The sequence below is a fragment of the Mycobacterium sp. NGS59 genome (genome assembly GCF_059812345.1).
Map to the genome: position 1 here is coordinate 133,438 of NZ_JCALCN010000009.1, position 26,005 is coordinate 159,442.

The window sequence follows — 26,005 nt, forward strand, 5'->3', positions numbered from 1 at the left end:
CGGCGGTGACACGACATCCGGCAAGGTCCAGTTCGCGGGTCTGAGTGACGTGGGTCGACTGCGCGCCACCAACCAGGACCATTGGGGCGTCGACGCCGATCAGTCGCTGTTCATCGTCGCCGACGGGGTGGCTCGCAGCACCGACGGCGCCCTGGCCGCCCACCTGGTTGTCGAACTGTTGCCCACCTATGTGGCCCGCCATCTCAAGCCGGACGACGACGCCACAGCCGAGTTACTGGGACAGGCAATGATCGAGTACTGCAACGACTTTCGCACCTACGCGGCCACCGATACCCGCGCCGCCGGCGCCAACACGACCGTGGTGGCCGCCGTCGTCGCCGGGTCACGCGCACTGCTGGCTCACCTCGGTGACAGCCGCGCATATCTGTTCCGCGACAACAAGATCGACCAGCTGACCCGCGATCACAGCGTGATTCAGGACCTGATCGACGCGGGCGAGGTCTCGCCCGAAGAGGCCGAACAACACCCCGCCCGCGCCATCCTGACCCGGCACGTGGCGATGATTCCGGATCCGTTGCCCGATACTGCCGCCGTGGATCTGCTGCCGGGTGATCGGATCCTGCTGTGCAGCGACGGATTGCACGGTGTCCTCGACGACGCCACTCTGGCCGCGATTCTCGACTCGGATCCCGAACCGTCGGATGCGTGCGCAGCCATGGTCGCCGCGGCCAACGAGGCCGGCGGGCCGGACAACATCACCGCGCTGGTTGTCGATATCTCCGACGATCAATAGCCTTACGCGATGACAAGTCGCTTGGCCGTGATGGCGGCCCTGCTCACCGCACTGATTGTGCCCGTCGCCGGGTGCTCGACGTCGAGCCGACCTGCTGCTACCAGCACCAGCGCGTCGTCCCCGTCGAATCGACCGGCAACCACCACGTCCACGACGCCCGCACCCGAAGGGCCAAGGCGCCACGGAACGGCCGACGGCCTGTCCATCACCCTTGCTCCGCAAGGCGACACGACCATCAGACCGGGCGGGCCGCCGCTGTCATTCAACGTCGCGCTGCTCAACACCACCCCGGCCGACATGAGCCAGATCGGATTGGTGGTGTCCCTGGGTCACTGCGGCTGCGGCTCACCCGAGGAACACATGATGCCGCTCGGGTCGTTGCGCATGCTCGACCCGAACACAAACAAGTGGGTCGTCGCTCCCTACAACCGGCAGGCAGGCGGAATGGATTTCCTGCTGCAGACGCTGGTGCCGCCGTTCGACCTCAAGGCCGGGCAGATCGTCAACTATCAACTCGAGTTGCAGCTCGACGCGCACCAGGACTTCACCGTCGGCAAAGGCGACGGCGCCGTGAACGTCACCAGGACCAACGTCGGCACCCATGATCCGATCGGCCCCAGTCCCGCGGCGGCCCTTCGGTTTTCGGTGGAACCATCATGAGGGATGAGGGGCGCTGGTCCGAATCCGCCGACGTCGTGGTGGTCGGCTTCGGGGCGGCCGGAACGTGCGCGGCGATCGCCGCGCGGGAAGAAGGCGCCGACGTCGTCGCCGTCGATCGCGCCAACGGCGGTGGCTCGACCGCGATTTCGGGTGGAATCATCTACGCCGGCGGCGGTACCTGGGTTCAGCAAGAGGCCGGCGTCGAGGACACCGCCGAGCAGATGCTGGCCTACCTTCGCCTCGAGGTCGGCGATGCCGTCAGTCCCGAAACCTTGGAGTCCTTCGTGGCGGGCAGCCCGGAGATGATCCGCTGGCTCAGCGAACGCGGCGTGCCGTTCGACTCCACGTTGTGCCCCTACAAGACGTCGTACCCGAACAACCGCTACTACCTGTACCACTCCGGCAGTGAGAACGCCGGCGCCTTCCGCAGCCGCACCCCGCCCGTCCAGCGGGGACACCGGGTGAAGGGCAAAGGCACCTCCGGCAAGGAGCTGTATGCGCCGCTGGCGAGATCCGCACTGGCCCTGGGTGTTCAATTCCATCCGCACACCACGGTCACGGATTTGGTGCAGGACTCGGCCGCCCGGGTGACCGGGATACGTGCCATGACGATGCGCGATGCGCCGCCCCGCATCCGGCAGGTGTACTCCCGGTTGGCCGCGCTGTCGACCAAACCCGGTATTTACTACCCGCCGCTGCGCACTCAGATGGAACGACGGCTGCGAGGTCTCGAGCGCCGGTACGCACGCCCGATACAGATCGAAGCGCGACGCGGCGTAATCCTCTGTGCCGGCCGCTATATGGCGAACACCGAGTGGATCCAGCGGTACGCGCCGCAATACGCCGGGGGTCTGCAGCTCGGCACCAGCGGTGACGACGGCAGCGGCATCGCGCTGGCGCAGAGCGCCGGCGCCGTCACCGAGCGGATGGACAATGTCTCGGCGTGGCGATTCATCACGCCGCCAAGCGCTTTCATCAGCGCGATCATCGTCGACGAGCAGGGCCGGCGCATCATCGACGAGACCCGCTACGGCGCGGCGGTCGGACACGCCATGGTGCGGCACCACGACGGCAAGGGCTGGATTCTGGCCGACGCTGATCTGATGAAAGAAGCACGGCGGCAGATGATTTCGCAACCGTTGTGGTTTCAGCGCGGGCAATCCGCCGCGCAGATGCTGCTCTCGTCGTCCAAAGGCGCTTCACTGCGCGAGGTCGCCGAACGCGCCGGCATCGACCCCGACGGACTGACAGCCACCGTCGATGCGCACAACCAGGCGTTCGACGCCGGCCACCCGGATCCCGCCGGGAAGCCAAGCGATTTCGTGCGCCGCATCAGCACGCCTCCGTACACCCTGCTGAACATTTCGATCCGGCCGAATCTGTTCAATCCGACCCCGATGCTGACCCTTGGCGGTATCCGGGTGGACGAAACCACCAAAGCGGTGCTCGACGGATCGGGCGCACCGATTCCCGGCCTGTACAGCGCGGGACGCACCGCGACCGGGATCTGCTCCAACTCCTACGTCAGCGGACTGTCGCTGGCCGACTGCGTGTTCGGCGGCCGGCGCGCCGGCACGCATGCCGCCGCTCAGCGGTTGGTGCCGGACCGCTGAATCACCAGCTCGACGGCGGCCGCGACGAGGTCGGGTTGGTGGATCTGGACGAAATGGTCACTGCCGGTGGCCTGCACGTGGGGGGTCTGCGGCCGCAGACCGACGAGTTTGGCGGTGGCGTCGCGCCAGGCCTGCTCGAGCTTGGCGGCTTTGTCGGCCGGCAGGTCCGGCGGGATCAGGAACGGTTCGGTCCGGGTCAGGACGACGGTGGGGATGGCCGGGAACGGCGCTGCCGCGGCGACTTGGGCGACACTGGCGTCGATGTCGATCTCCTCGAACCACTTCGGGTCCCCGATCTGCGGGGGCGGTGCGTCCAGTTCGCGCCGATAGTCGGGCCAGTCGGGTCCCATCAGGTCGGGGATTTCGATGCCGAACGCGTCGACGAACACCACCGCGCGCACCTGGTCCGGGTAGGTCTGGGCATACAACCGCGCGAACAGGCCGCCCAGCGAGTGCCCGGCGAGCACGTACGGGCCCGGCACGTGCGCGGCGTCGAGCAGCGTGTGCAAGTCGGTGACCACGTCGCGTGCGGTGCGCGGCATGGGCACAGGTGAGCTGCTGTCGACGACGACGGGCGGATCGGAGAAGCGCAACGTACCGGGCCGGTCGTAGGCACAGACACGATGTTCGCGGGCAATCGTGGGCAGCACCGCGGGACCGGTCGCCGGAGCGGTCGCGTCGGACTTGCTCCACGGATCCGACGAGTTGTGGTAGCCGGATTCCAGGATGACCGTCGGGGTGCCCTGGCCGCGGCACTCCAGATAAAGGTGGCGTCCGTTGCCGATCTCTACCGGACCGGCGATGTCACCCGGGGCGAGCGGCGCGGGCCGGCTGGCCGCAGGTTTGCCGGCGCAGCCCGTCAATGCGAGAAGCAGCGCAGCGATCAACAAGGATTGGCGGAGACCCGATGCCAGCATTGGGTCATTGTGTCGGGTGTGCGCACCGGCGCGTAGGTTGAGCCTCACGTCACCACGGAGGATGCAATGAAATGTCGTGCCGCTGTGCTGCGGGGGGTCGGTGAGCGTTGGGAGATCGTCGAGATCGATCTCGGCGCGCCGCGCACCGGTGAGGTCCTGGTGCGGATGGCCGTCGCGGGTGTCTGCCATTCCGATGACCACCTGATCACTGGTGATGTGGTGCCGACGCCGGAAGTGCTGGCCGCGAGCGGAATGGTCGCGCCGGACTGGTTTCCGCTGTTGGGTGGTCACGAAGGCGCTGGCGTCGTCGAAGAGGTCGGTCCCGGCGTGACGACGGTGCAGCCCGGGGACCGGGTGGCGATGTCTTTCATCCCCGCATGCGGAAATTGCCGATTCTGCGTCAACGGCCAGAGCTACATCTGCGATGCCGGCGCCAGCCTGTTCGCTAAAGAGATGCCCACGGACGGAACCTGTCGTCGGCACCTCGACGGCGAAAAGCTGTTGGCTTACGGCCAACTCGGCACGTTCGCCGAATACGCGGTGCTGTCCGAACGGTCCGTCATCAAGATCGACGACGCGATTCCCTTTCACGCCGCCTCGCTGGTGTCGTGCGGCGTCAGCACCGGCTGGGGTTCAGCGACGGTGTCGGCGGGCACCGAGCCCGGTGACACCGTTGTCGTCATCGGCACCGGCGGTGTCGGGATGAACTCGCTGCAGGGTGCGCGCGCCGCGGGGGCAACTTATATCGTCGGAGTCGATCCCGTTGACACCAAGCGGGATTCGGCCAAGATCTTCGGCGCCACGCATACCGTCGCCAGCTGCGAGGAGGCGATCCCACTCACCGAAGCCCTCACCGCCGGGGTGATGGCAGACCGCGTCATCGTGACAGCCGGCGTGGTGCATGTGGACCTGATCCCGTTGGCGATGCGGCTGCTGCGCAAGGGCGGTACGTGCGTGGTCACCGGCATCACCCCGTACAGCGAACCCTTGGTGCCGCTGGTGTTGCAGGAGATGGTGCTGTCGGCCAAACAACTCAAAGGGGTGCTCTACGGCGGGATGAATCCACGCACCAGCGTGCCGAAGCTGCTGTCGATGTATCGCGCCGGGACCCTGAAACTCGACGAGTTGGTCACCCGCCAATACCGGCTCGACGACATCAACGAAGCCTTCGAGGACCTGCGCGACGGCCGAAACATCCGCGGCATCATCGAGTTTGGCGACCTGTGAGTCAGCGGGCGATCCACTCCGATGTCAGCGCGAATTCGGAGAGGTACTTCGTCGCGCTCCAGCCGCCGTCTACGACTATCGTCTGCCCGTTGATGAAACTCCCCCCCGGTGAGCACAGGAACGCGACGGTGCTGGCGATGTCGTCGATGCTGCCCAGCCGCTGATGGGGCGTCATCTCGGTGTTGATCTTGCGGAATCGCGGTTCTTCCAAACGCTTTTCGGTCATCGGCGTCACCGTCACCCCCGGCGCGACCGCGTTGCAACGAATGCCTGACGCCCCGTATTGACAGGCGATGTGGGTGGTCAGCGCGGTCAGTCCGCCCTTGGCAGCGGAGTACGCGCCGCCGCGGAGACCACCGATGACAGCGAAAGTCGACGTGACGTTGATGATCGCCGCTCCGGCCCGCATGTGGGGCAGCACGTCGCGGGCCAACCGGAACGGGGCACGCAGCATCAGATCCAGGAAATAGTCCAGCGTTTCGTCGTCGGTTTCGTGTAGTGGCTTGGGACTGCCCACCCCGGCGTTGTTGACCAGGAAATCGATGCGGCCCCACCGATCTACCGCACGTTCCACGATGCGCCGCGGTGCGTCGTCGTCGGTCAGATCGACAGCCAGCGTCGCGACCCGGTGTGGATCGTCGATGGCGTCCTCCAGCTCCGCCAACCGCTCGTCGCTGCGCCCGGTACCCAGGACCGCCATTCCCATCTCGGCGAGTTTCGTCGCGCACCCGAAACCGATGCCACTGCTTGCTCCCGTGACGATTGCGACCTGCATCTCAGCCATCCTTCTGCACCAGCACCGCTCTGATCTGATGCTTGAGAACTTTCCCCGCATCGTTTTTGGGCAACGCATCCCAGATGAAAACCTGTTCCGGTGCTTTGAATTTCGCGACACCCATCCGTTCGAGCATCGACCCCAGACTTGCGACGTCCGGCGGTTGCGGGCCGGCCGGCACGATCACCGCGCACGCCCGTTCCCCGGTGCGCTGGTCGGGAACCCCGACGACCGCGATTTCGGCGATGCCGTCGTGGCCGATGAGCCAGTCCTCGACTTCTTTGGCCGAAATGTTCTCGCCATTGCGCACGATGATGTCCTTGGCCCTACCGGTCACGACGAGGTACCGGTCCTCGACCCAACGGCCCAGATCGCCGGAGCGGAAAAACCCGGCGGCGTCGAAGCAGTCGCGGTCGTCCTCCGGATTCCGGTAACCCACCAGCATCTGCGGACCGCGCAGACAGATCTCACCTTCGCCTGCTGGCGCGGCGGGGTGGGTGGCGAGCGTGATCTCGGCGATGCCGGGTCGTCCGTCGGTGTCTGCGGCGTACTCCGCTTCGTCGGGTCGCGGTGCGCCGACGGTCGCGACGGGCACCTCGGTGCAACCGTAGACCCGGGTGATCACCGCCCGCTCGAAATGAGCGGCGGCACGGCGGATCAGCGTCGGTGACACCGCGGCACCCCCGCAGATGAACACCCGCAAATGGGGCAGGCGGTTGCCGGTCCTGTCGGCGGCCGCCAGAAGTTGCTGCAGAAAAGGTGTCGCCCCGGCCATGTGAGTGCACCGCTCACCGTCCATCAGCGCCAACGCCGTTGCCGGATCCCACTTGTCCATCAGTACCGCGGTGGTGCCCAGCAGCAGCGGGCACTCGAACGCGTAGATCGAGCCGCCGATGTGCGCGACCGGGGACGGCACCAAAAAGGTGTCGCCCGGCTCGACGGCCCAGGCCTCGCGGATCTGGCGGATCAGCGCATGGATCGAGTTGTGGCTGTGCAGAACACCTTTGGGGCGTCCGGTGGTACCTGATGTGTACAGCACCAGGCGCACGGCGTCGGGGTCGAGCTCCGGTAGCGGCTCCGGTTCGGGATCGTTTCGCTGCAGCACCGCCGAAAACGATGTGTGTGAGCCGGATTCCCCACGCACCACCACCACCTCGGGGGGCGAGCTCATCGCGCCCGCCACCCGGTCAAGCATCCCCGCGTAGTCGTGACCGCCGAATTGGCCCGGGACGAAGATCATCCCAGCCCCGACGTCTTCGAGGATCACCCGCAGATCGTGATCCCGCAGCGACGGCAGGATCGGGTTGACCACCATCCCGGCCAGCGTCGCGGCCAAGTACACCACGGCGGCCTCGTGCCAGTTCGGCAACATGAACGACACCACGCTGCCGGTCCGCAGGCGGGACAGCAGCGCGCCCGCCAGGGTGGTCGCCTGGTCGTAGAGCGTCGCGCAGTCCAGCCGGATATCGTTGTCCACCAATACTATTCGCTGGGGCGAGCTGGCCGCGGCAGCGCGGATCGAGTCCGCCAGCGTGGTATGCACCCACAGCCCGCGCCGGTATGCCTCCGCCGCGCGGGCCGGGTCCTGATGCGCCCGGACCGTCACCTCAACCGGCGTATCCAGTTACGCGGCGCATGGTGATCGCGTACCGAAAGCTCGACGACAGGTGCGTGTTGACGGTCACCTGCGCGATCTCGCCGTCCGAGGTTTTGTACGTGCGCCGCATCTGCAGCGCAGCCGTTCCCGTCTCGACGCCGAGCGGGCCGGCTTCCTCGGGTGGCAGCAGCACGGCGGCGATCTCCTGCTGCAACTCGGCGATACTGACGCCGAACAAGTCCTCGATCAACGGGAAAACCGGGCCGGTGTGTCGTTGCAGGAGCCTGCCGACCGCGGCGAATGCCCGGTTGATGTAGTACTCCGCCCGGCACAGCGGCACCGACGCGTCGTCGGCCTGCCGGTAGCCGCGCACCGACAGCCACTGCGTGCCGACGTCGAGTCCGGTGCGGCCGGCAAGCTCGTCGTCGATTGTCACCATCGCGTTGGACTCGATGGTGAGCTGCGCACCGGAGGCGAAGGCGAGCAGGTCGTCGATCGACATCACGTCCTGCGCATAGGAACTCGCCGTCGCCCGGGGTACCACGCGGGTGCCCGCGCGTGGTCGCGACGCGACGAGGTTGTCCTCACGCAGCCGCCGCAGCGCTTCGCGCACCGTGTAGCGGCTGACCGCGAATCGCTCGCACAATTGCTGCTCGGTCGGCAGCTGCGAGCCCACCGGATACACACCGTCGACGATCTCCTTGCGCAGAGTGCGCGCGATCTGCAGATAACGGTGATCGTTCGAGATAGCTTGGGACATCACGGCCCGTCCGGTGACGGACGCAGGGCCAGTACGCTGCCGTCGGCGTCGGCCGAGATGAACAACGTGCCGTCGGGCGCGGCCGCGATGCCAGCAAAGGGTCCCTGGGGTCCGGAGAACGGCGGCATGCCCTTCAACGGTTTGGCGACCACACCCGGCGCAGGTCCGACCGGCAGGCCGGACACCAGGGTGCGCCGCGCATTGGTCTGCAGATCGTAGGAGATCAACTGCTTGGCTCCGGAGTCGACGATGTACAACACACCGTCGCGCACCAGAATGCCTTCCGGGCGTTGCAGATTGGTGACGACGGCCTCGGCATTCAGACCACCGACTTTCACCACCTGCCCGGCGCCGGCCTCCGCGATCAGACACGCGCCGTCGGCGCCGATCGCGACCCCGATCGGCTCGCGCAACCCGGTCGCGAGCACCTCGGTGTGTCCCGACCGCACGGACAGCACCCGCCCGGTGCCGAACTCGGCAACGATCACCCCGCCCGGCACGACCGCGACACCATAGAGTTGGTCGAAACCCTCGGCCAGTACTTCGCTTTCGTTCGCGGCCGGTCGGTAGCGGGTGACCTGTCCGATGGAAGTGGTCACGATGAACTCACCGGGTCCGCTGACGTCGACGCCGCGCAGGAATCCCGGATAGCCGGGACTGAACAGCATCGCCACGGTCTGCAGAGATCCGCCGGGCTCAGCGGCGTAGAAGTACGTGCCGTCGGCGATGTAGAGCCGCCCGTCGTGGCCGACGGTCAGATCCAGCGGCCAGTTCAGGCCACCCGGCAACACCATCCGCATCCCACCGTCCGGGGACAGCTCGGTGATCTCGCCGGTGAAGTTGGACACGAGCAGCTTGTCGTCGACGAAGGTGCAGTTGTCCAGGCCCGGATTGAGTTGGGCCAGCACCTGTTTGGCGCCGCTGCGCGGATCGATGCGCAGCACCTGCCCACTGGCCACCTGGGTCGACACGATGAAGCCCTGCGCGTCGAACTTCACCGAGTCGGGCACACCGAGATCACCTGCGACAACCTGCGCTTCGCCGCCCTCCGGATCGACACGCCAGATCTCGTTGGCGCCCATCACCGGGAAGTACAGCAGTCCGTCCGGACCGACCTCCATCGCGTTGGGCATCGGCAGGTTCTCCAACAGCAACCGGGGCGGGCCGCCGTTGAGATCCAGTTCCAGCAGCCGGCCACCTTCCCGGCACTCGTTGATGAACAACCGGTCCCGATAGACGGTGATGCCGTTGGCCGACGGAAGATCGTCGCGCAGCAGACGAGTTCGCCCGGCGGGATCGAGCATGCTCACCCGACCGTCCATCACCTCGGTCGCATAGAGGTTCCCGTTGTTGTCGAACGCGACGTCGTCGGGCGCGATGATGTCGCCACCCTTGGCGCTGACCGTTGTGACCAGTCCGGTGCGGTGATCCAATGCGCTGATCTGACTGCCGGTCACCTGCGCGATGTAGATGCGGCCGTCCGGGCCCGTTCGCAGACCGTTGGCGCCGAATAGACGACTCGGCGGGGTGACCCGTTCGAGTCGCCAGCCCTCGGCGACTTCGACCGGGTGCGCCAGTGCGTACCGCGAGGGCTGCGCCATCAGAGCCATGGTCCCGCCCGGATCCTTCCGCTTCGAAACACGTGCGTCGTCGGGACGTTATCAAGATGCAGCTAGTCCAGACAATAGCTGCGCAAGCAGCTGCCCTCATCTTGACAGGCCCGTCTCACGATCGAAATAGTGTTCTCGTGTAGACAGAATGCCATATTTTGTCCGGACAAAATGGCGGCGGCGACTTTGCTCCGGCCGCAGCAACGGAAGCAGGTATGGACGACTTCCTCAGACTCGACGGTCGCATCGTGGTCGTTTCCGGCGCCGGCGGCGGCGGTATCGGCACCACGGTGACCGCGATGACGGCCCGTGCGGGCGCCACCGTGATCGCGGTCAGCCGATCGCAGCAAAACCTCGACGAGCACGTCGCACCGCTGGCGCGCGAAGGTCTCGCGGTCATCCCTGTCGCGGCCGACGCGTCCACCGACGAAGGCATCGAGTCGATCATGGAGCAGGCGCGGCGTACCGACGGCAGCCTCTACGGTCTGGTCAACGTCGCCGGCGGCGCCGCGCCATCGACGTGGATGCCGTCCACCCGGGTCGCGCGCAGCGACTGGCGCCAGATCTTCACCGACAACCTCGAAACGGCGTTCTTCATGAGCCGCGCCGTCGCAGCCGAACTCGTTGCGCAGCAGCTACCCGGATCGATCGTGTCGATCTCGTCGATCAGCGGCATGAACAGCGCGCCCTTCCACATCGCCTACGGCACAGCGAAAGCCGCGGTCGTCGCCATGACACGCACGATGGCTGTCGAGCTCGCACCGTCGGGCATCCGGGTCAATGCGGTCGCGCCGGGGGTCACCGAGACCGCGGCCTCGCGCACCTACACCGAAGCGGACCCCGAACGGGATCAGCGGGCGATCGCCATGGGCAGGCGGGGCCGCCCCGAGGAGCAGGCCGGCGCCATCCTCTTCCTGCTCTCGGAGCTATCGGGCTACATCACCGGGCAGACGCTGCTCGTCGACGGCGGGCTCAACCTCAAATGGAACCATCTGGGTGCCGACAACACGTCGCTGTTTCTCAAAGACGAATCCTTCCGCGCGTCGATTAGGAGGATGTGATGACCGATGTCGCGAAAGACGTGAATTCTGCTGCGGCTGAGGAACTCTCGACCCCGATGACCATCGGTGTCGACGCATACATCAGCGCGGACTATGCCCGAGCAGAGCGCGACAAGCTGTGGCGGAAAGTCTGGCAGCAGGTCGGCCGGGTCGAAGAACTGCCCGACGTGGGCAGCTACCTGACCTACGACATTCTCGACGACTCCATCATCGTGGTGCGCACCGGCGAGCACGAGTTTCACGCGCACCACAACGTCTGCATGCACCGCGGCCGTCGCTTGATCGACACCCCCGAGGGCGCCAAGAACGCCCGCGGGCGTGCCCGCAAATCGTTCGTCTGCGGCTTCCACGGCTGGAGCTACAGCCTGGACGGGGCATGCACCCACATCCGCGAGCAAGACGACTGGCAGGGAACGCTGTCCTCCGACAACACCCGACTGCGTCCGGTCCGCGTCGACACCTGGGGCGGTTGGTTGTGGATCAACATGGACCCCGACTGCGAGCCGCTGGCCGATTACCTGTTTCCCGCCGCCAAGATCCTCGACCCGTTCGGCCTGGAGAACATGCGCTGCAAATGGCGCAAATGGCTGTCCTTCGACTGCAATTGGAAGGTCGCGCTCGAGGCGTTCAACGAGACCTACCACGTTTTCACCACGCACCCGGAATTCAACAAGTTCGGCGAATTCAAGGGCTGGGCCAAGGCGCAGGGCCGGCACAGCAACATCGGCTATGACGCTCCGAAGGACATGGAGGCCACCAAGTCCAAGATCCGCCTCGGCATCGGCACCGATCCGCGTGTGTCGACCGCGGAGATGCAGATCTACACGATGGAGGAGACCAACGCCACCACCACCGAGACGCTGGTGAACGCCGCCAAGCGACTGGTGGACGAACTGCCCGAGGGGACACCGGCCGACAAGGTGCTCGAACACTGGTTGGCCTCGGCACGCCGAGACGACGAAGCGCGCGGCGTGGTCTGGCCGACGATTCCGGCCGACATCCTGGGTCAGGCCGGTACCGCGTGGCAGATCTTTCCGAACTTCCAGATCGGGCAGGGCCTGACCAGCGCGCTGTGCTACGGCGCGCGGCCGCACCCCAGCTACAACCCCGACAAATGCATCTTCGAGGTCTCGGTCTTCGAGCTGTACCCGAAAGGTCAAGAGCCGCAGACGGAGTGGGAGTACACCCCGGTGGGTGACCCCAGGTGGCGATCGGTGCTGCCGCAGGACTTCTCCAACATGGCCGCGGTACAGCAGGGCATGAAATCCCTTGGCTTCCCGGGCACCAAGCCCAACCCGTACCGCGAACGCAGCACCGTCAACCTCCACTACCAACTGGCGAAATACATGGGTACCGGCGAACCGCAGGAGCTTCGAGACAAATGACACTATTCGAGACCTGCGGACCCACGCGGACCCCCGACGACATCGACATCGACGCGCTGCGAGAGAAGTACCGGATCGAGCGCGACAAGCGTCTTCGCCCGGAAGGGTCCAAGCAGTACCTGGAACTCGCGGGCGACTTCTCGGAGTTCTCGGAGGTCGACCCGCACACCCCGGTGACGCCCCGAACGCCGATCGACGAGAACATCGAAGTCGCGGTCCTCGGTGGCGGCATCACCGGCCTGCTGGCCGGCGCCTACCTGAAGAAGGCGGGCGTCGACGACGTCCACATCATCGAGATGGGCGGAGACTTCGGCGGGGTCTGGTACTGGAACCGCTTCCCGGGCATCCAGTGCGACAACGACGCCTACTGCTACATCCCGATGCTGGAGGAACTCAACTACATCCCGTCCAAGAAGTTCGCCGACGGCGCCGAGATCTACCAGCACTGCCAGCGCATCGCCAAGCATTTCGGTCTCTACGACGGTGCGATCTTCTCGACCCAGGTGCGCGAGGCGCGCTGGGACGAGTCGATCAAGCGGTGGCGCTTGAGTACCAATCGCGGCGACGACATCCGGGCCCGGTTCGTGGTCATGGCGCAGGGCTCGTTCAACCGTCCGAAGCTGCCCGGCATCCCAGGAATCAAAGACTTCCAGGGACACATCTTCCATTCCGCCCGTTGGGATTACGACTACACCGGCGGGGATGCCAACGGCGGACTGCACAAGCTGCACGACAAGCGGGTCGCGCTGGTCGGCACCGGTGCGACCGGGGTCCAGCTGGTACCCCACCTGGGCCGAGATGCGCAGCATCTGTACGTCTTTCAGCGCACTCCCTCGTCGGTGGACCTGCGCGGCAACGTGCCCACCGACCCGCAGTGGGCGGCAGCACTGCAGCCGGGCTGGCAGGAAGAACGCAAGCGTAACTTCCACCGTTGGTCGCCACTCGGGGAGGGCGCGGTGTTCGACGAACCGGACATGGTCTGCGACTTCTGGACGGAACTGGGGCGCAACCTGACCGCGCGGATCGCCGCTTCCGAGGATCCCACCGCGTTGAGCATCGAGCAGATCATGACCTTCCGCGAAGAAGAGGACTACAAGGTCATGGAGCGACTGCGGCGTCGTGTCGAGGAGGTCGTCGAGGATCCGGCGACCGCCGAGGCCCTGAAGCCGTACTACCGCTTCATGTGTAAGCGTCCCTGCTCCAACGACGAATACCTGCCGACCTTCAACCGTCCGAACGTCACGCTGGTCGACGTGTCGGAATCCAAAGGGGTGGAACGGCTTACCCCGAAGGGGATCGTCGCCGGCGGCGTCGAGTACGAGGTGGATTGCGTGATCTTCGCCAGCGGTTTCGAGATCACCACGGACATCAGCCGGCGGTACGCGCTCGACGCGATCGAGGGCCGCGGCGGCCTGTCGCTCTTCGATCACTGGCGCGACGGATACAAGTCGCTGCACGGCATGACGAGCCGCGGCTTTCCCAACCAGTTCTTCACCGGCTTCATCCAGGGCGGAGTGGCCGGCAACACCACCGCGATGCTCGAGCAACAGGCCGAACACATCGCCTACATCATCTCCGAGGCAACAGCGCGCGGCGCGGCGACCGTCGAACCGAGCCAGCAAGCCCAGGACGACTGGGTCCAGACGATCCGCGAAACCTCCATCGACGCATCGGAGTTCGCGATCTCCTGCACACCCGGTTACTACAACAACGAGGGCGGCGGGGGTGGTGAAGGCATTCGTTCGGCAATCGGGGACCCCTACATGCCGGGCTTCTACGTCTTCGACGAACTCCTCACGCAATGGCGCGCCCAAGGCGACCTCTCCGGCCTGGTTCTCGGTGAATAGGTGGCCGACTTGCGATTCGACGGCAGGGTGGCGGTTGTCACCGGCGGAGGGCGCGGGTTGGGCCGCAGCTACGCCACCCTGCTCGCGGCCAGGGGCGCGGCGGTCGTCGTCAACGATCCCGGCGGTGGTCTGACCGGTGACGGTGCCGACGGCGCTCCGGCCGATCAGGTGGTGCGCGAGATCGTCGCGGCCGGCGGTCACGCCGTCGCCAACACCGACTCCGTGGCCACCGCAGCCGGCGGTAAGGCGATCGTCGACGCGGCGCTCGACACCTATGGCCGCCTCGACATCCTGGTGCACAACGCCGGGATCGTGCGCCGCGCATCGCTCAAAGAGATGAACTACGAAGACTTCGAGGCGGTGCTCGACGTCCATCTACGTGGGGCCTTTCATGTTGTGCGGCCGGCGTTTCCGGTGATGTGCGCCGCGGGCTACGGCCGCATCGTCCTGACGTCGTCCATCGGCGGGCTGTACGGAAACCACGGGGTGGCCAACTACGCGGTCGCCAAAGCCGGTGTGATCGGGCTGTCCCACGTCGCCGCGCTGGAGGGGGCGGCCGAGGGAGTGAAGAGTAACGTGATCGTGCCGGCGGCCGTGACGAGGATGGCCGAAGGCATCGACACGTCGGCATATCCGCCAATGGAACCCGAACTCGTGGCACCGGTGGTGGGCTGGCTGGCGCACGAGTCCTGTTCGGTGACAGGCGAAGTGCTGATCGCGTTGGCCGGTCGGGTAGCCAGGGCCGTCGTCGCCGAAGCGCCGGGTGTGTATCGGCCGTCGTGGTCGATCGAGGATGTGGACGCCGATATCGAGGCGATCCGCGACACGTCGAACCCGGTCGTGTTCCCGGTGGTGCCGGACGGGCACGGTGAGCACATCCGCTACAGCTTTTCGATGGCCGTCCAGGACGCGCGCCGTGCCTAGCGGCGATCGCAAGCGCGGCGATAGCCGGGCGCCGCGGGTCGCCGCCAATGGACCTAGCGGCGATCGCAAGCGCGGCGATAGCCGGGCGCCGCGGGTCGCCGCCAATCGACCTAGCGGTCCACTGGCCGGCATCCGCGTCATCGACCTCACCGCGATGGTGATGGGGCCGTACTGCACGCAGATCATGGCCGACATGGGTGCGGACGTCGTCAAAGTTGAACCGCCACAAGGCGACAACACCCGCTATATCTCGGTGGGCCCCGCACCGGGCATGAGCGGGGTGTTCGTGAACGTCAACCGCGGCAAGCGCAGTGTCGTGCTGGACCTGCGGACCGACGCCGGGGCGCGGGAACTGCGGATGCTGATCGAGACCGCGGACGTCTTCATCCACTCGATGCGCGCCAAAGCCATTGCCAAGCTCGGATTCGGCTACGACGACGTCGCCGCCATCAACCCGGCGATCGTCTACACCAACTGTTACGGGTACGGCCGTCGCGGACCCGCCCGTGACCGGCCGGCCTACGACGACACCATCCAAGCCGAATGCGGCCTGCCGGCTGTCCAGCAGCAACTCACCGGCGAGGCCGACTACGTCGGGACCATCATGGCCGACAAGATCGCCGGGTTGACGGCGCTGTACGCGACCACCATGGCTTTGTTCCACCGGGAGCGCACCGGGACGGGTCAGGAAGTCGAAGTCGCCATGTTCGAAGCCATGGCGTCGTTCATGCTCGTCGAACACGCCAACGGTGCGCTGTTCGATCCGCCCCTGGGACCGGCGGTATATCCACGCACCGTGGCACCCAACCGTCGTCCGTACCGCACCAGCGACGGCTTCGTCGCCGCGCTGATCTACAACGACAAGCACTGGAACGCGTTCATGAACTCGGTACGGCCCCCGTGGGCCGACGAGTCGTACTCGACGCTGGAGCAGCGCGCGCGTCAGATCGACACCATCTACGGATTGGTGGCCGAGACCATGAAGGAACGCACCACCGGTGAGTGGCTGAGGCTGTTCGACGAACTCGAGATCCCCGCCGCCCCGCTGAACGAACCCGGCGCGTTGTTCGACGACCCGCACCTCAACGCCGTCGGCATGTTCGAGACCGTCGACACCCCGCACGGACCGGTGCGTTTCCCCGGCGTGCCCACCTGGTTCTCCCAGACGCCCGGCCGCGTTGCAGGCCCGGCACCAGAACTGGGCGCCCACACCGAGGAAGTGCTCGCTGAAATCGGCGCGCGCAAACGCAACAACTCCCCCAATGGCCTGCCCGATGGGGAGTTCACACTCCCCCGCAAGCGGGCGGTACCCCCGGCCCGCGAAGGAAAGGAAGTCTGACCATGACCGTGCCCGTGTACAAACGGATCCTGGATCTGTTCGAAGCCGAAGGTGTGCGCACGATTTTCGGCATCCCCGACCCGAACTTCGTGCACATGTTCCACGAGGCGGACGCGCGTGGCTGGTCGGTGGTGGCACCGCACCACGAGTTGAGCGCCGGGTTCATGGCCGAGGCGGTGTCGCGGATGACCGGCCAGCCCGGCCTGTGCATCGGCACCCTGGGCCCCGGTGTCGCCAACATCGCCGGCGCGATGATGTGCGCCTTGGTGGAGAACTCGCCGGTGATCTTCCTCGGGGGTCAGCGAGCCCGCATCACCGAACGGCGGGTGCGCCGCGGCCGAATCCAATTCGTGCAACAGGAAGGTCTGTTCACCCCGTCGGTCAAATACAGCAGCTCGATCGAGTACGCCGACCAGACCGACGAGATCGTCCACGAAGCGATCCGCCGATCGATGTCCGGTACCCCGGGACCGTCCTACATCGAGTTCCCGTCGCACGTGATCCTCGAAGAGCTCGACGTCGCCGACCCGTTGCCGCCCAACAGGTATCGCCTCGTCAACCAGGGCGCCGGAGCGGGTGAGGTCGACGAAGCCGTCCGGTTGATCCGGGCGGCCAAGAGCCCGATCCTGCTGGTGGGACACGGCGTGCACACCTCCCGCACCGGGGCGGCGGTCAAGGAACTCGCGGACCTGATGGCCTGCCCGGTGATTCAGACTTCCGGCGGCACATCGTTCATCGCCGGGCTGGAGGACCGCACCTTCGCCTACGGCTTCTCACCGGCCGCTGTCGAGGCAGTGGTGCAATCCGACCTGTGCCTGGCGCTCGGCACCGAACTCGGCGAGCCGAGCCATTACGGCAGGACGCGGCACTGGGCGAAGAACAACGCCGAACGCAAATGGATTCTGGTCGAGCAGGATCCGGTTGCGATCGGTGTGAACCGTCCAATCGACGTGCCGTTGGTCGGGGACCTGCGCGGCGTCGTCCCCCAGCTCGTCGACGCGCTGCGCGACAATCCGCGCCAGCCCTCCGCTGACCTCGATCGCTGGATTCGGGAGGACGCCGAAGAACTCGCCCAACTCGCGGAGAATGCGCCCAGCGGGCGAACCCCGGTGCATCCGGCCCGCTTCGTCGTCGAGGCGACCCGAGCCTTCCCCGAAGACGGCATCCTGGTGCGCGACGGCGGGGCGACTGTGATCTTCCAATGGACCTACTCGCAAGCCAAGCCGCACGACGTGATCTGGAATCAGAACTTCGGCCATCTCGGCACCGGTCTGCCGTACGCGGTGGGCGCGTCGGTCGCCGACGGCGGCAAGCGCCCGGTCATGCTGCTGACCAGTGACTCCGCGTTCCTGTTCCATATCGCCGAATTGGAAACCGCTGCGCGGCACAATCTTCCGCTGGTGTGCGTGGTCGGCGTCGACCACCAGTGGGGGCTGGAGGTAGGCGTCTACAAGCGCACGTTCGCCCAGCCGTCGGCGCAACCCGGGGTGCACTGGAGTAAGGACGTGCGATTCGACAAGATCGCCGAGGGATTCGGTTGCCACGGTGAGTATGTCGAGAAGGAGGACGAGATCGGCCCCGTCATCGCGCGGGCCTACGCCAGCGGCAAGACAGCCGTGGTTCATGTTTGCATCGACCCGAAGGCAAACTCCGAAGAGATGCCCAAGTACGACGAATTCAGAACGTGGTACGCCGAAGGCACCCAGTGATGCGCGAGCAGGAAGGCTGATCCCATGCGTGAATACCTGAAGTTCTACATCGACGGCCAATGGGTCGACCCGTTGCGGCCCAACACTTTCGACGTCGAAAACCCGGCCACCGAACAGGTCTCGGGAAAGATCTCACTCGGTTCGGCCGCCGACGTCGACGTGGCGGTCAACGCGGCCCGGCGCGCCTTCGCCTCCTGGTCGCAGAGCAGCCGCGAAGAGCGTTTGGACCTGCTGCAGGCCATTCTCGCCGAATACCAGAAGCGGGCAACGGATCTCGCCGATGCGGTCACCGAGGAGATGGGCGCACCGCCGTCGCTGGCTGCCGGCCCGCAGGTCCAGCTGGGTATCGGTCACCTGATGACGGCGATCGACGTGCTGAAGAATTTCTCCTTCGAACAACAGCGTGACGCGACGCTGATCCTCAAGGAGCCGATCGGCGTCTGCGGGCTTATCACCCCGTGGAACTGGCCGCTCAACCAGATCGCGGTCAAGGTCTACCCGGCATTGGCGACGGGTTGCACCATGATCCTCAAACCGTCGGAGGTGGCGCCGTACTCGGCCCACATCTTCACCGAGGTGCTCGCGTCGGCGGGAGTGCCGGCCGGGGTGTTCAACCTGGTCAACGGAGACGGTCCGGGCGTCGGCATGGCTCTTTCCAGCCATCCCGACATCGACATGGTGTCGTTCACCGGATCCACCCGGGCCGGAGTCGAAGTGGCGCGCAACGCCGCGCCGACAGTGAAGCGGGTGACGCAGGAACTCGGCGGCAAGAGCCCCAACATCGTCCTCGACGACGCGGCTTTTCAGGACAGTGTGCGCGCCGGGGTGCGCAACATGATGCCCAACTCGGGGCAGAGCTGTAACGCACCGTCGCGGATGCTGGTGCCGAATTCGCGGATGGCCGAAGCGATCGACATCGCGCGGGAGGCGGCCGAGCAGGTCAAGGTCGGTGATCCCGCGGACAAGACCGCAATCGGACCGGTGGCGTCCAAGATGCAGTTCGAGAAAGTCCAGGGCCTGATCCAGAAAGGCATCGAGGAGGGCGCGACCGTGGTCGCCGGTGGCGCGGGCCGGCCGGACTCGTTGGACAACGGCTACTACGTCAAGCCGACCGTCTTCGCGAACGTCACCAACGACATGACCATCGCGCGCCAAGAGATCTTCGGTCCGGTGCTGTGCATCCTCGGCTATGACGACCTGGACGAGGCCGTCGCGATCGCCAACGACACCGATTACGGTCTGGCCGGATACGTGTCGGGTGCCGACCTGGGCAAGGCGCGGGAGGTGGCCCGCAAGATCCGCGCCGGTTGGGTGACGATCAATCACGCTTTCGACATGAACGCACCGTTCGGCGGTTACAAGCACAGCGGCAACGGCCGCGAGTGGAGCGACGCCGGGTTCCACGAATACCTGGAGGTCAAAAGCGCCTTGGGCTACGCACCCGACGAAAAGGAGTGAGACACAGATGTTTTCCGCAGTTCTGATCGAAAAGGGCGGGGACGGCCAGACGGTCGGCGTCACCGAGGTGGACGAGGCGCAGCTGCCCGACGGTGATGTCAGCATTGAGGTCGAGTACTCCACGCTGAACTACAAGGACGGGCTGGCCATCACCGGCAAATCTCCGGTGGTACGCAAGTTTCCGATGGTCGCCGGTATCGACCTGGCCGGAACGGTGACCGACAGCGACCACAGCGACTGGAAGCAGGGTGACCGTGTCGTACTGAACGGGTGGGGCGTCGGCGAAACCCATTGGGGCGGACTGGCTCAGCGTGCGCGGCTCGACGGTAACTGGCTGGTGCCGCTGCCGTCGCAGTTCACCACCCGCCAGGCGATGGCGATCGGCACCGCCGGATACACCGCCAGCCTGTGCGTGGAAGCTCTGATCCAGCAAGGGGTTTCACCCGATGCAGGTGAGATCCTGGTCACCGGCGCCACCGGCGGCGTCGGGACCGTCGCCGTCGCGCTGTTGGCCGCAGCCGGATTCAAACCGGTCGCCTCCACCGGGAAATCGTCCGAAGAGCAGTTCCTGAAGCAACTCGGTGCCGTCGCGATCCTGGACCGCGCCGAGTTGAGCGAGAAGGGCAAACCGTTGCAGAAGGAACGGTGGGCGGGTGTCGTCGACACCGTCGGCAGCCATACCTTGGTCAACGCCTGCGCGCAGACCCGCTACGGCGGGGCGGTAGCCGCCTGCGGACTGGCGCAGGGCATGGACTTTCCGGCGACAGTTGCCCCGTTCATCCTGCGGGGTGTTTCGCTGCTGGGCATCGACAGCGTGATGGCACCCAAGGAGCGCCGCCTGACAGCCTGGGAACGACTGGCACGCGACCTGGACCCGCAGGCGCTGGATTCGATCGCCCGGGAGATCGGCCTGGGCGAGGCAATCGACTCGGCACGAGAACTGATGGACGGCAAGGTGCGCGGGCGCATCGTCGTCGACGTCAACCGCTGAGGGAGCGCTGAGATGCCCGAGCACAGTCCGCAACTCGATCTGTCCGACGTCGAGCACCGGGTCGGCAAACCCGTGGGCGGCGGCCAATTGTGGGACCCGTGTAGTTCCTCCGACATCCGCCGCTGGGTGATGGCGATGGACTACCCGAACCCGCTGCACTGGGACGAGCGCTTCGCCCGTGACTCGAAGTTCGGCGGCATCGTCGCGCCCCAGTCCATCGCGGTCGCCCTGGACTACGGGCACGGCGCCGCGCCGGCCTGCGTGGGCCATATTCCCAACAGCCACTTGATCTTCGGTGGTGAGGAATGGTGGTTCTACGGTTGTCCGGTGCGACCCGGGGACAAGCTGTTCCAAGAGCGGCGGTTTCACGACTACAAGGTGACCGAGACGAAATTCGCGGGCCCGACGATGTTTTCCCGCGGCGACACCACCCACACCAACCAGCACGGCACCCTGGTCGCCCGGGAGCGTTCCACCGCGATCCGCTACCTCTACGAGGAAGCGACCAAACGGGGAATGTTCGAAAGCCAGCTCGGTGAGATCAAGCGCTGGACCCAACTCGAACTGGAGGAGATCGAGCGGCTGCGCCGGGATTGGCTGGAGTCCAACCGGACGGGTGTTTCGCCGCGCTTCGACGAAGTGAAGATCGGTGATACGTTGCCGCGCCGGGTGATCGGCCCGCACAGCATCGCCAGCTTCACCACCGAATACCGGGCGTTTCTGTTCAACATCTGGGGGACGTTCCACTGGGTCGCGCCGCCCGGTATGGACGATCCGTGGGTCTACCAGGATCCCGGCTGGGGCAAGGATTTCGCCTTCGACGAGGAAGACGCGATGATCGATCCCCGCAAGCGCGACGGCCTGTACGTCGGCCCGTCGCGCGGGCATATCGACGCCGACCGGGCCAGCGAGGTCGGCATGGCGCGCGCCTACGGTTACGGCGCGACGATGGGCGCCTGGTGCACCGACTATTTGGCGTACTGGGCCGGCCACGAGGGCATGGTGCGCCACTCCAAGGCCGACTTCCGAACCCCCGCCTTCGAGGGCGACGTGACCTACTTCGACGCCGAGGTCGTCGACAAGAAGGCGGAATCGACCTGGGGTGTTCCCCTGGTGCAGGTCAAGCTGCGTCTGACCAATCAGAACGGCGAGCTGCTGGTGGGCTGCACAGCCGAGGTCGAGCTGCCGCTGTAGCCATGGTTGACGATACGGAACCGCCAGCGGCGCACAATCTTTCGCTCGTCTCCGGGCCGCCGCTGTCCGAGGAGCCCGGGCTCGGGACGTTGACGCTGCCGGGATTTCTGCGCGAGGTCACGCAGGCCTACGGCGAACGCGAGGCGCTGGTCTGGCACGCCGGCGACGACGTCACCCGGTGGACGTATACGCAATTGTGGGAACGGGCGGTCGAGGTAGCGCAGGCGCTGCGCGGGTGCGGACTGGGTAAGGACGCCCGGGTCGGGGTGTTGATGACCAATAGGCCCGAATGGCTTGCCGCGGTATTCGGGACGGCGCTGGCCGGCGGGGTGGCGGTCACCCTCAGCACCTTCTCCACGCCGGCCGAACTCGACTATCTGCTGCGGGCCTCCTCGGTTTCGGTGCTGCTCCTCGAGCGCCGGGTGCTGACCAAGGACTTCGCGGCGACTCTGGTCGAGCTGGAGCCGGCGATCGGCGTTGCGGGCCCGCTGCAATCGGCGAAGTATCCGTTCCTGCGCCGCATCGCGGCGGTGGGCGACGCGGCGCCCGGCATCGAGACATGGGATGAGTTCTTGGCCGCCGGCTACGACGAGCCCCGCGAAGTCGTCGAGGCGACAGCCGCGGCGGTGCTGCCCAGCGATGCGGCGGTGCTGTTCTTCTCGTCGGGCTCGACAAGCAAGCCCAAGGGAATCCTCAGCTCCCACCGCGGGGTCTCGATCCAGCTGTGGCGGTTCCGCCGCATGTACCGCTTCACCCCCGACGACCGCGTCCGGGGCTGGACCGCCAACGGCTTCTTCTGGTCCGGCAACTTCGCGATGGTGCTCGGCTCGACACTGGCCAGCGGCGGATCCCTCGTCCTGCAGTCCACCTTCGACGCCGCCGGAGCGCTCGAGTTGATGCAGGCCGAGCGGGTGAACTTCCCGTTCGCCTGGCCGCACCAATGGGCCCAATTGGAGGGCGCACCGAACTGGAACGAGGTGGACCTGAGCTGCGTCAGGTTCGCGGACTTCAAGACCCCGATCGCGCATCATCCAACGGTCTCCGGCGAGTGGTACGAGCCGGGCCACGCCTACGGCAACACCGAAACATTCACCATCACAACGGGTTACCCGGCCAACACCCCGCCCGATGTCCATCGGGACAGTTTCGGGGTGCCGTTGTCCGGGGTGACCCTGAAGATCACCGACCCGCTCACCGGGCAGATCGTTGCGCGCGGGGAGCCCGGCGAGATCGGCGTCAAGGGACCCACGCTGATGCTCGGCTATATCGGCATCCCGCTGGCCGAAACGCTGGACTCGGAGGGCTTCTTCCCCACCGGCGACGGCGGCTACCTCGACGACGACGGCCGGCTCTTCTGGCAGGGCCGGCTCACCGACATCATCAAGACCGGCGGGGCCAACGTCTCGCCACGCGAGGTGGACGAGGCGCTCATCGCGCACTCCGGGGTCCGGGTTGCGCAGACGGTCGGCGTCCCGCACGACAAGCTCGGCGAGCTCGTCGTCTCCTGCGTCGTCCCGCACGACGGAGCGACCATCGACACCGAAGAGCTGTTGGTGTTCCTGCGGCAGCGGTTGGCCAGCTACAAGGTGCCGCGTCACGTGCTGTTCTTCCGTGAGGACGAAGTGGCGGTCACCGGGAACGCCAAGATCAAGGCCGGTGAGCTCCGCGAACTGGCCGTTCAGAGACTGTCAGCCAGGTGACGTCGCAGCGTCTGACCCGAACCCCGATCGGCCCCGTACGTTAGGGTCGCTGGTGTGGCTGACGAAGAACTGAGCCCTCCACAATCCGACCGACACTGACGCCGGGAGACTACGCATGAGCGCCGAGCAGCCGACCATCATCTACACGCTGACCGACGAGGCGCCTTTGCTGGCGACCTACGCTTTCCTGCCGATAGTGCGGGCCTTCGCCGAGCCGGCCGGCATCAAGATCAAGACCAGTGACATCTCGGTCGCGGCCCGGATCCTCGCCCAGTTCCCGGACGAACTCGACGAAGATCAGCGCGTGCCCGACAACCTGGCAGAGCTGGGCAAACTCACCCAGGATCCGGACACCAACATCATCAAGTTGCCCAACATCAGTGCCTCGGTGCCGCAGCTGGTCGCGGCAATCAAAGAACTGCAGAACAAGGGCTACAACATTCCGGACTTCCCCGGCAACCCGAAGACCGACGAGGAGAAGGAGATTCGGCAGCGTTACGCCAACGTCCTGGGTAGCGCGGTCAATCCCGTTCTGCGGGAAGGCAACTCGGATCGGCGTGCGCCCAAGGCGGTCAAGGAGTACGCGCGCAGGCACCCGCACAGCATGGGCGAGTGGTCACAGGCCTCCCGCACCCACGTCGCGACCATGAAGCACGGCGACTTCTATCACGGCGAGAAGTCGATGACGCTGGACCGGGCGCGCAACGTGAAGATGGTGCTGAATACCAAGAGCGGGGAGACCATCGAGCTCAAGCCGAAAGTCGAGCTGCTCGAGGGCGACATCATCGACAGCATGTTCATGAGCAAGAAGGCTCTGATCGAGTTCTACGAAGAGGAGATGGAGGACGCGCACAAAACCGGTGTGATGTTCTCGCTGCACGTCAAGGCGACGATGATGAAGGTCAGCCACCCGATCGTGTTCGGGCATGCGGTGCGCATCTTCTACAAGGACGCCTTCGCCAAGCACCAAGAGCTGTTCGACGAGCTGGGCGTCAACGTCAACAACGGGCTGACCGACCTCTACGACAAGATCGAGTCACTGCCGGCGTCCCTGCACGACGAGATCATCCGGGACCTGCACGCCTGCCACGAACACCGCCCCGAGTTGGCGATGGTCGATTCGGCCAAGGGGATCTCGAACTTCCATTCCCCCAGCGACGTGATCGTCGACGCTTCGATGCCCGCGATGATCCGCGCCGGCGGCAAGATGTACGGCGCCGACGGGCGGCAGAAGGACACCAAGGCCGTCAACCCTGAATCCACGTTCTCCCGCATCTACCAAGAGATCATCAACTTCTGTAAGACCAACGGCCAGTTCGATCCCACCACGATGGGCACCGTGCCCAACGTCGGTCTGATGGCCCAGCGCGCCGAGGAATACGGCTCGCACGACAAGACATTCGAGATCCCCGAGGACGGGGTGGCCGACATCGTCGATCTCGAATCGGGTGAAGTGCTGCTCACCCAGAACGTCGAGGAAGGCGACATCTGGCGGATGCCCATCGTGCGGGACGAACCGATTCGGGACTGGGTCAAACTGGCCGTCAACCGGGCACGCAACTCGGGCATGCCGGTGCTGTTCTGGCTCGACCCGTACCGCCCGCACGAGAACGAGCTGATCAATAAGGTCAACACCTATCTGAAGGATCACGACACCGAAGGTCTGGACATTCAGATCATGTCGCAGGTGCGTTCCATGCGGTACACCCTCGAGCGCCTGATCCGCGGCCTGGACACCATCGCCGCCACCGGCAACATCCTGCGCGACTACCTGACCGACCTGTTCCCGATCCTGGAGCTCGGCACCAGCGCGAAGATGCTGTCCATCGTGCCGCTGATGAAGGGCGGCGGACTGTACGAAACCGGCGCAGGCGGTTCGGCGCCCAAGCACGTGCACCAGCTCAAGGAGGAGAACCACCTGCGCTGGGATTCACTCGGCGAGTTCCTCGCGCTGGGCGCCTGCTTCGAGGACATCGGGATCAAGACGGACAACGCGAGGGCCAAGATCCTGGGCAAGACTCTGGATCAGGCGATCGGCAAACTGCTGGAGAACAACAAGAGTCCGTCGCGCAAGACCGGCGAGCTCGACAACCGGGGCAGCCAGTTCTACCTCGCGCTGTACTGGGCGCAGGAACTAGCCAATCAGGACGACGACGAAGAACTGAAGGAGCACTTCGGCAAGCTCGCCGACGTGTTCGCCAAGAACGAAGAAAAGATCGTGTCCGAGCTCAACGAGGCGCAGGGCAGCGAAGCCGACATCGGCGGCTACTACTACCCGGATGCGGAGAAGACCGCGGCGGTGATGCGGCCGAGCAAGACACTCAACGACGCGCTGGACGACGCGCGGGAGTAACGCCGCGCCCTGGCGAGCTTGGCTTGGCTCCCGGCTTGGCCACGTCTTCGGGCTTGGCCGCGCCCTCAGGCTTGGCGGCGCTTCAAGCTTGGCCGCGCCCTCGGGCTTGGCCGCGAGCGTGACGCCACTGC

20 protein-coding genes are annotated in these 26,005 nt (G+C 65.9%); 15 read left to right on the forward strand and 5 right to left on the reverse strand.

Annotation, left to right across the window (positions count from 1 at the left end):
* The first annotated feature begins 49 nt into the window (after positions 1-49).
* Genes AC5Y46_RS13010 through AC5Y46_RS13020 form a run of 3 tightly spaced genes read left to right on the forward strand, consistent with a single transcriptional unit; the run spans position 50 to position 3,027 of the window.
* Positions 50-754 carry a PP2C family protein-serine/threonine phosphatase gene (locus AC5Y46_RS13010; RefSeq protein ID WP_499991479.1) on the forward strand — a complete coding sequence of 235 codons (705 nt, stop codon included), beginning with the start codon at positions 50-52 and terminating at the stop codon, positions 752-754.
* Positions 755-763: 9 nt separating this feature from the next.
* Complete coding sequence (locus tag AC5Y46_RS13015; RefSeq protein WP_499991480.1) at positions 764-1,414, forward strand: hypothetical protein; 651 nt, start codon at positions 764-766, stop codon at positions 1,412-1,414.
* Complete coding sequence (locus tag AC5Y46_RS13020) at positions 1,411-3,027, forward strand: FAD-binding protein (RefSeq protein WP_499991482.1); 1,617 nt, start codon at positions 1,411-1,413, stop codon at positions 3,025-3,027. The genes AC5Y46_RS13015 and AC5Y46_RS13020 overlap by 4 nt, the downstream gene beginning before the upstream one ends.
* Here the strand turns inward: AC5Y46_RS13020 and AC5Y46_RS13025 are convergent.
* A complete protein-coding gene (locus AC5Y46_RS13025) occupies positions 3,003-3,944 on the reverse strand; it encodes an alpha/beta fold hydrolase (RefSeq protein ID WP_499991483.1) in 942 nt (313 codons plus the stop codon). The two genes, AC5Y46_RS13020 and AC5Y46_RS13025, sit on opposite strands and share 25 nt — an antisense overlap.
* 66 nt (positions 3,945-4,010) lie before the next feature.
* On the opposite strand from AC5Y46_RS13025, the gene AC5Y46_RS13030 reads away from it, so the two are divergent.
* Positions 4,011-5,171, forward strand: coding sequence for an NDMA-dependent alcohol dehydrogenase (locus AC5Y46_RS13030; protein WP_499943780.1), 1,161 nt, complete (start codon positions 4,011-4,013; stop codon positions 5,169-5,171).
* A 1-nt stretch (position 5,172) separates the two neighbouring features.
* Here the strand turns inward: AC5Y46_RS13030 and AC5Y46_RS13035 are convergent, their stop codons facing one another.
* Genes AC5Y46_RS13035 through AC5Y46_RS13050 form a run of 4 tightly spaced genes read right to left on the reverse strand, consistent with a single transcriptional unit; the run spans position 5,173 to position 9,913 of the window.
* Positions 5,173-5,955 carry an SDR family NAD(P)-dependent oxidoreductase gene (locus AC5Y46_RS13035; RefSeq protein WP_499991487.1) on the reverse strand — a complete coding sequence of 261 codons (783 nt, stop codon included), beginning with the start codon at positions 5,953-5,955 and terminating at the stop codon, positions 5,173-5,175.
* Entirely contained in the window at positions 5,948-7,552 is a 1,605-nt protein-coding gene (locus AC5Y46_RS13040; RefSeq protein ID WP_499991489.1) for an AMP-binding protein, read from the reverse strand. The genes AC5Y46_RS13035 and AC5Y46_RS13040 overlap by 8 nt, the downstream gene beginning before the upstream one ends.
* Before the next feature lies 1 nt (position 7,553).
* Positions 7,554-8,303, reverse strand: a complete 750-nt coding sequence (locus AC5Y46_RS13045) for a GntR family transcriptional regulator (protein WP_499991492.1) — start codon at positions 8,301-8,303, stop codon at positions 7,554-7,556.
* Entirely contained in the window at positions 8,303-9,913 is a 1,611-nt protein-coding gene (locus AC5Y46_RS13050) for a Vgb family protein (protein WP_499991495.1), read from the reverse strand. The genes AC5Y46_RS13045 and AC5Y46_RS13050 overlap by 1 nt, the downstream gene beginning before the upstream one ends.
* A 215-nt stretch (positions 9,914-10,128) precedes the next feature.
* On the opposite strand from AC5Y46_RS13050, the gene AC5Y46_RS13055 reads away from it, so the two are divergent.
* The 11 genes from AC5Y46_RS13055 (at position 10,129) to AC5Y46_RS13105 (ending at position 25,874) form a co-directional block, all read left to right on the forward strand.
* A complete protein-coding gene (locus tag AC5Y46_RS13055) occupies positions 10,129-10,974 on the forward strand; it encodes an SDR family NAD(P)-dependent oxidoreductase (protein WP_499991499.1) in 846 nt (281 codons plus the stop codon).
* Positions 10,974-12,359, forward strand: a complete 1,386-nt coding sequence (locus AC5Y46_RS13060) for an aromatic ring-hydroxylating oxygenase subunit alpha (RefSeq protein ID WP_499991504.1) — start codon at positions 10,974-10,976, stop codon at positions 12,357-12,359. Before AC5Y46_RS13055 ends, AC5Y46_RS13060 begins: the two co-directional genes overlap by 1 nt.
* A complete protein-coding gene (locus AC5Y46_RS13065; protein ID WP_499991507.1) occupies positions 12,356-14,206 on the forward strand; it encodes a flavin-containing monooxygenase in 1,851 nt (616 codons plus the stop codon). Before AC5Y46_RS13060 ends, AC5Y46_RS13065 begins: the two co-directional genes overlap by 4 nt.
* On the forward strand, positions 14,207-15,130 hold the full coding sequence (locus AC5Y46_RS13070) for an SDR family NAD(P)-dependent oxidoreductase (protein WP_499991511.1): 924 nt from the start codon (positions 14,207-14,209) through the stop codon (positions 15,128-15,130). It abuts the gene before it with no gap.
* A 121-nt stretch (positions 15,131-15,251) separates the two neighbouring features.
* Positions 15,252-16,469: a CaiB/BaiF CoA transferase family protein gene (locus AC5Y46_RS13075; RefSeq protein ID WP_499943913.1), complete on the forward strand. Its 1,218-nt coding sequence runs from the start codon at positions 15,252-15,254 to the stop codon at positions 16,467-16,469.
* Positions 16,470-16,471: 2 nt separating this feature from the next.
* Positions 16,472-18,178, forward strand: coding sequence for a thiamine pyrophosphate-binding protein (locus AC5Y46_RS13080; protein ID WP_499943771.1), 1,707 nt, complete (start codon positions 16,472-16,474; stop codon positions 18,176-18,178).
* A gap of 24 nt (positions 18,179-18,202) precedes the next feature.
* Positions 18,203-19,636 (forward strand): aldehyde dehydrogenase family protein, encoded by a 1,434-nt coding sequence (locus AC5Y46_RS13085; protein ID WP_499943770.1) that lies wholly within the window; start codon positions 18,203-18,205, stop codon positions 19,634-19,636.
* Positions 19,637-19,643: 7 nt separating this feature from the next.
* Positions 19,644-20,627 carry an acrylyl-CoA reductase (NADPH) gene (gene acuI / locus AC5Y46_RS13090; RefSeq protein WP_499943769.1) on the forward strand — a complete coding sequence of 328 codons (984 nt, stop codon included), beginning with the start codon at positions 19,644-19,646 and terminating at the stop codon, positions 20,625-20,627.
* A 12-nt stretch (positions 20,628-20,639) separates the two neighbouring features.
* A complete protein-coding gene (locus tag AC5Y46_RS13095) occupies positions 20,640-21,821 on the forward strand; it encodes a MaoC family dehydratase (protein WP_499943768.1) in 1,182 nt (393 codons plus the stop codon).
* Between the two features lie 2 nt (positions 21,822-21,823).
* Positions 21,824-23,521, forward strand: a complete 1,698-nt coding sequence (locus AC5Y46_RS13100; RefSeq protein WP_499943767.1) for a class I adenylate-forming enzyme family protein — start codon at positions 21,824-21,826, stop codon at positions 23,519-23,521.
* A gap of 115 nt (positions 23,522-23,636) precedes the next feature.
* On the forward strand, positions 23,637-25,874 hold the full coding sequence (locus AC5Y46_RS13105; protein WP_499943766.1) for an NADP-dependent isocitrate dehydrogenase: 2,238 nt from the start codon (positions 23,637-23,639) through the stop codon (positions 25,872-25,874).
* The last annotated feature ends 131 nt before the right edge of the window (positions 25,875-26,005 follow it).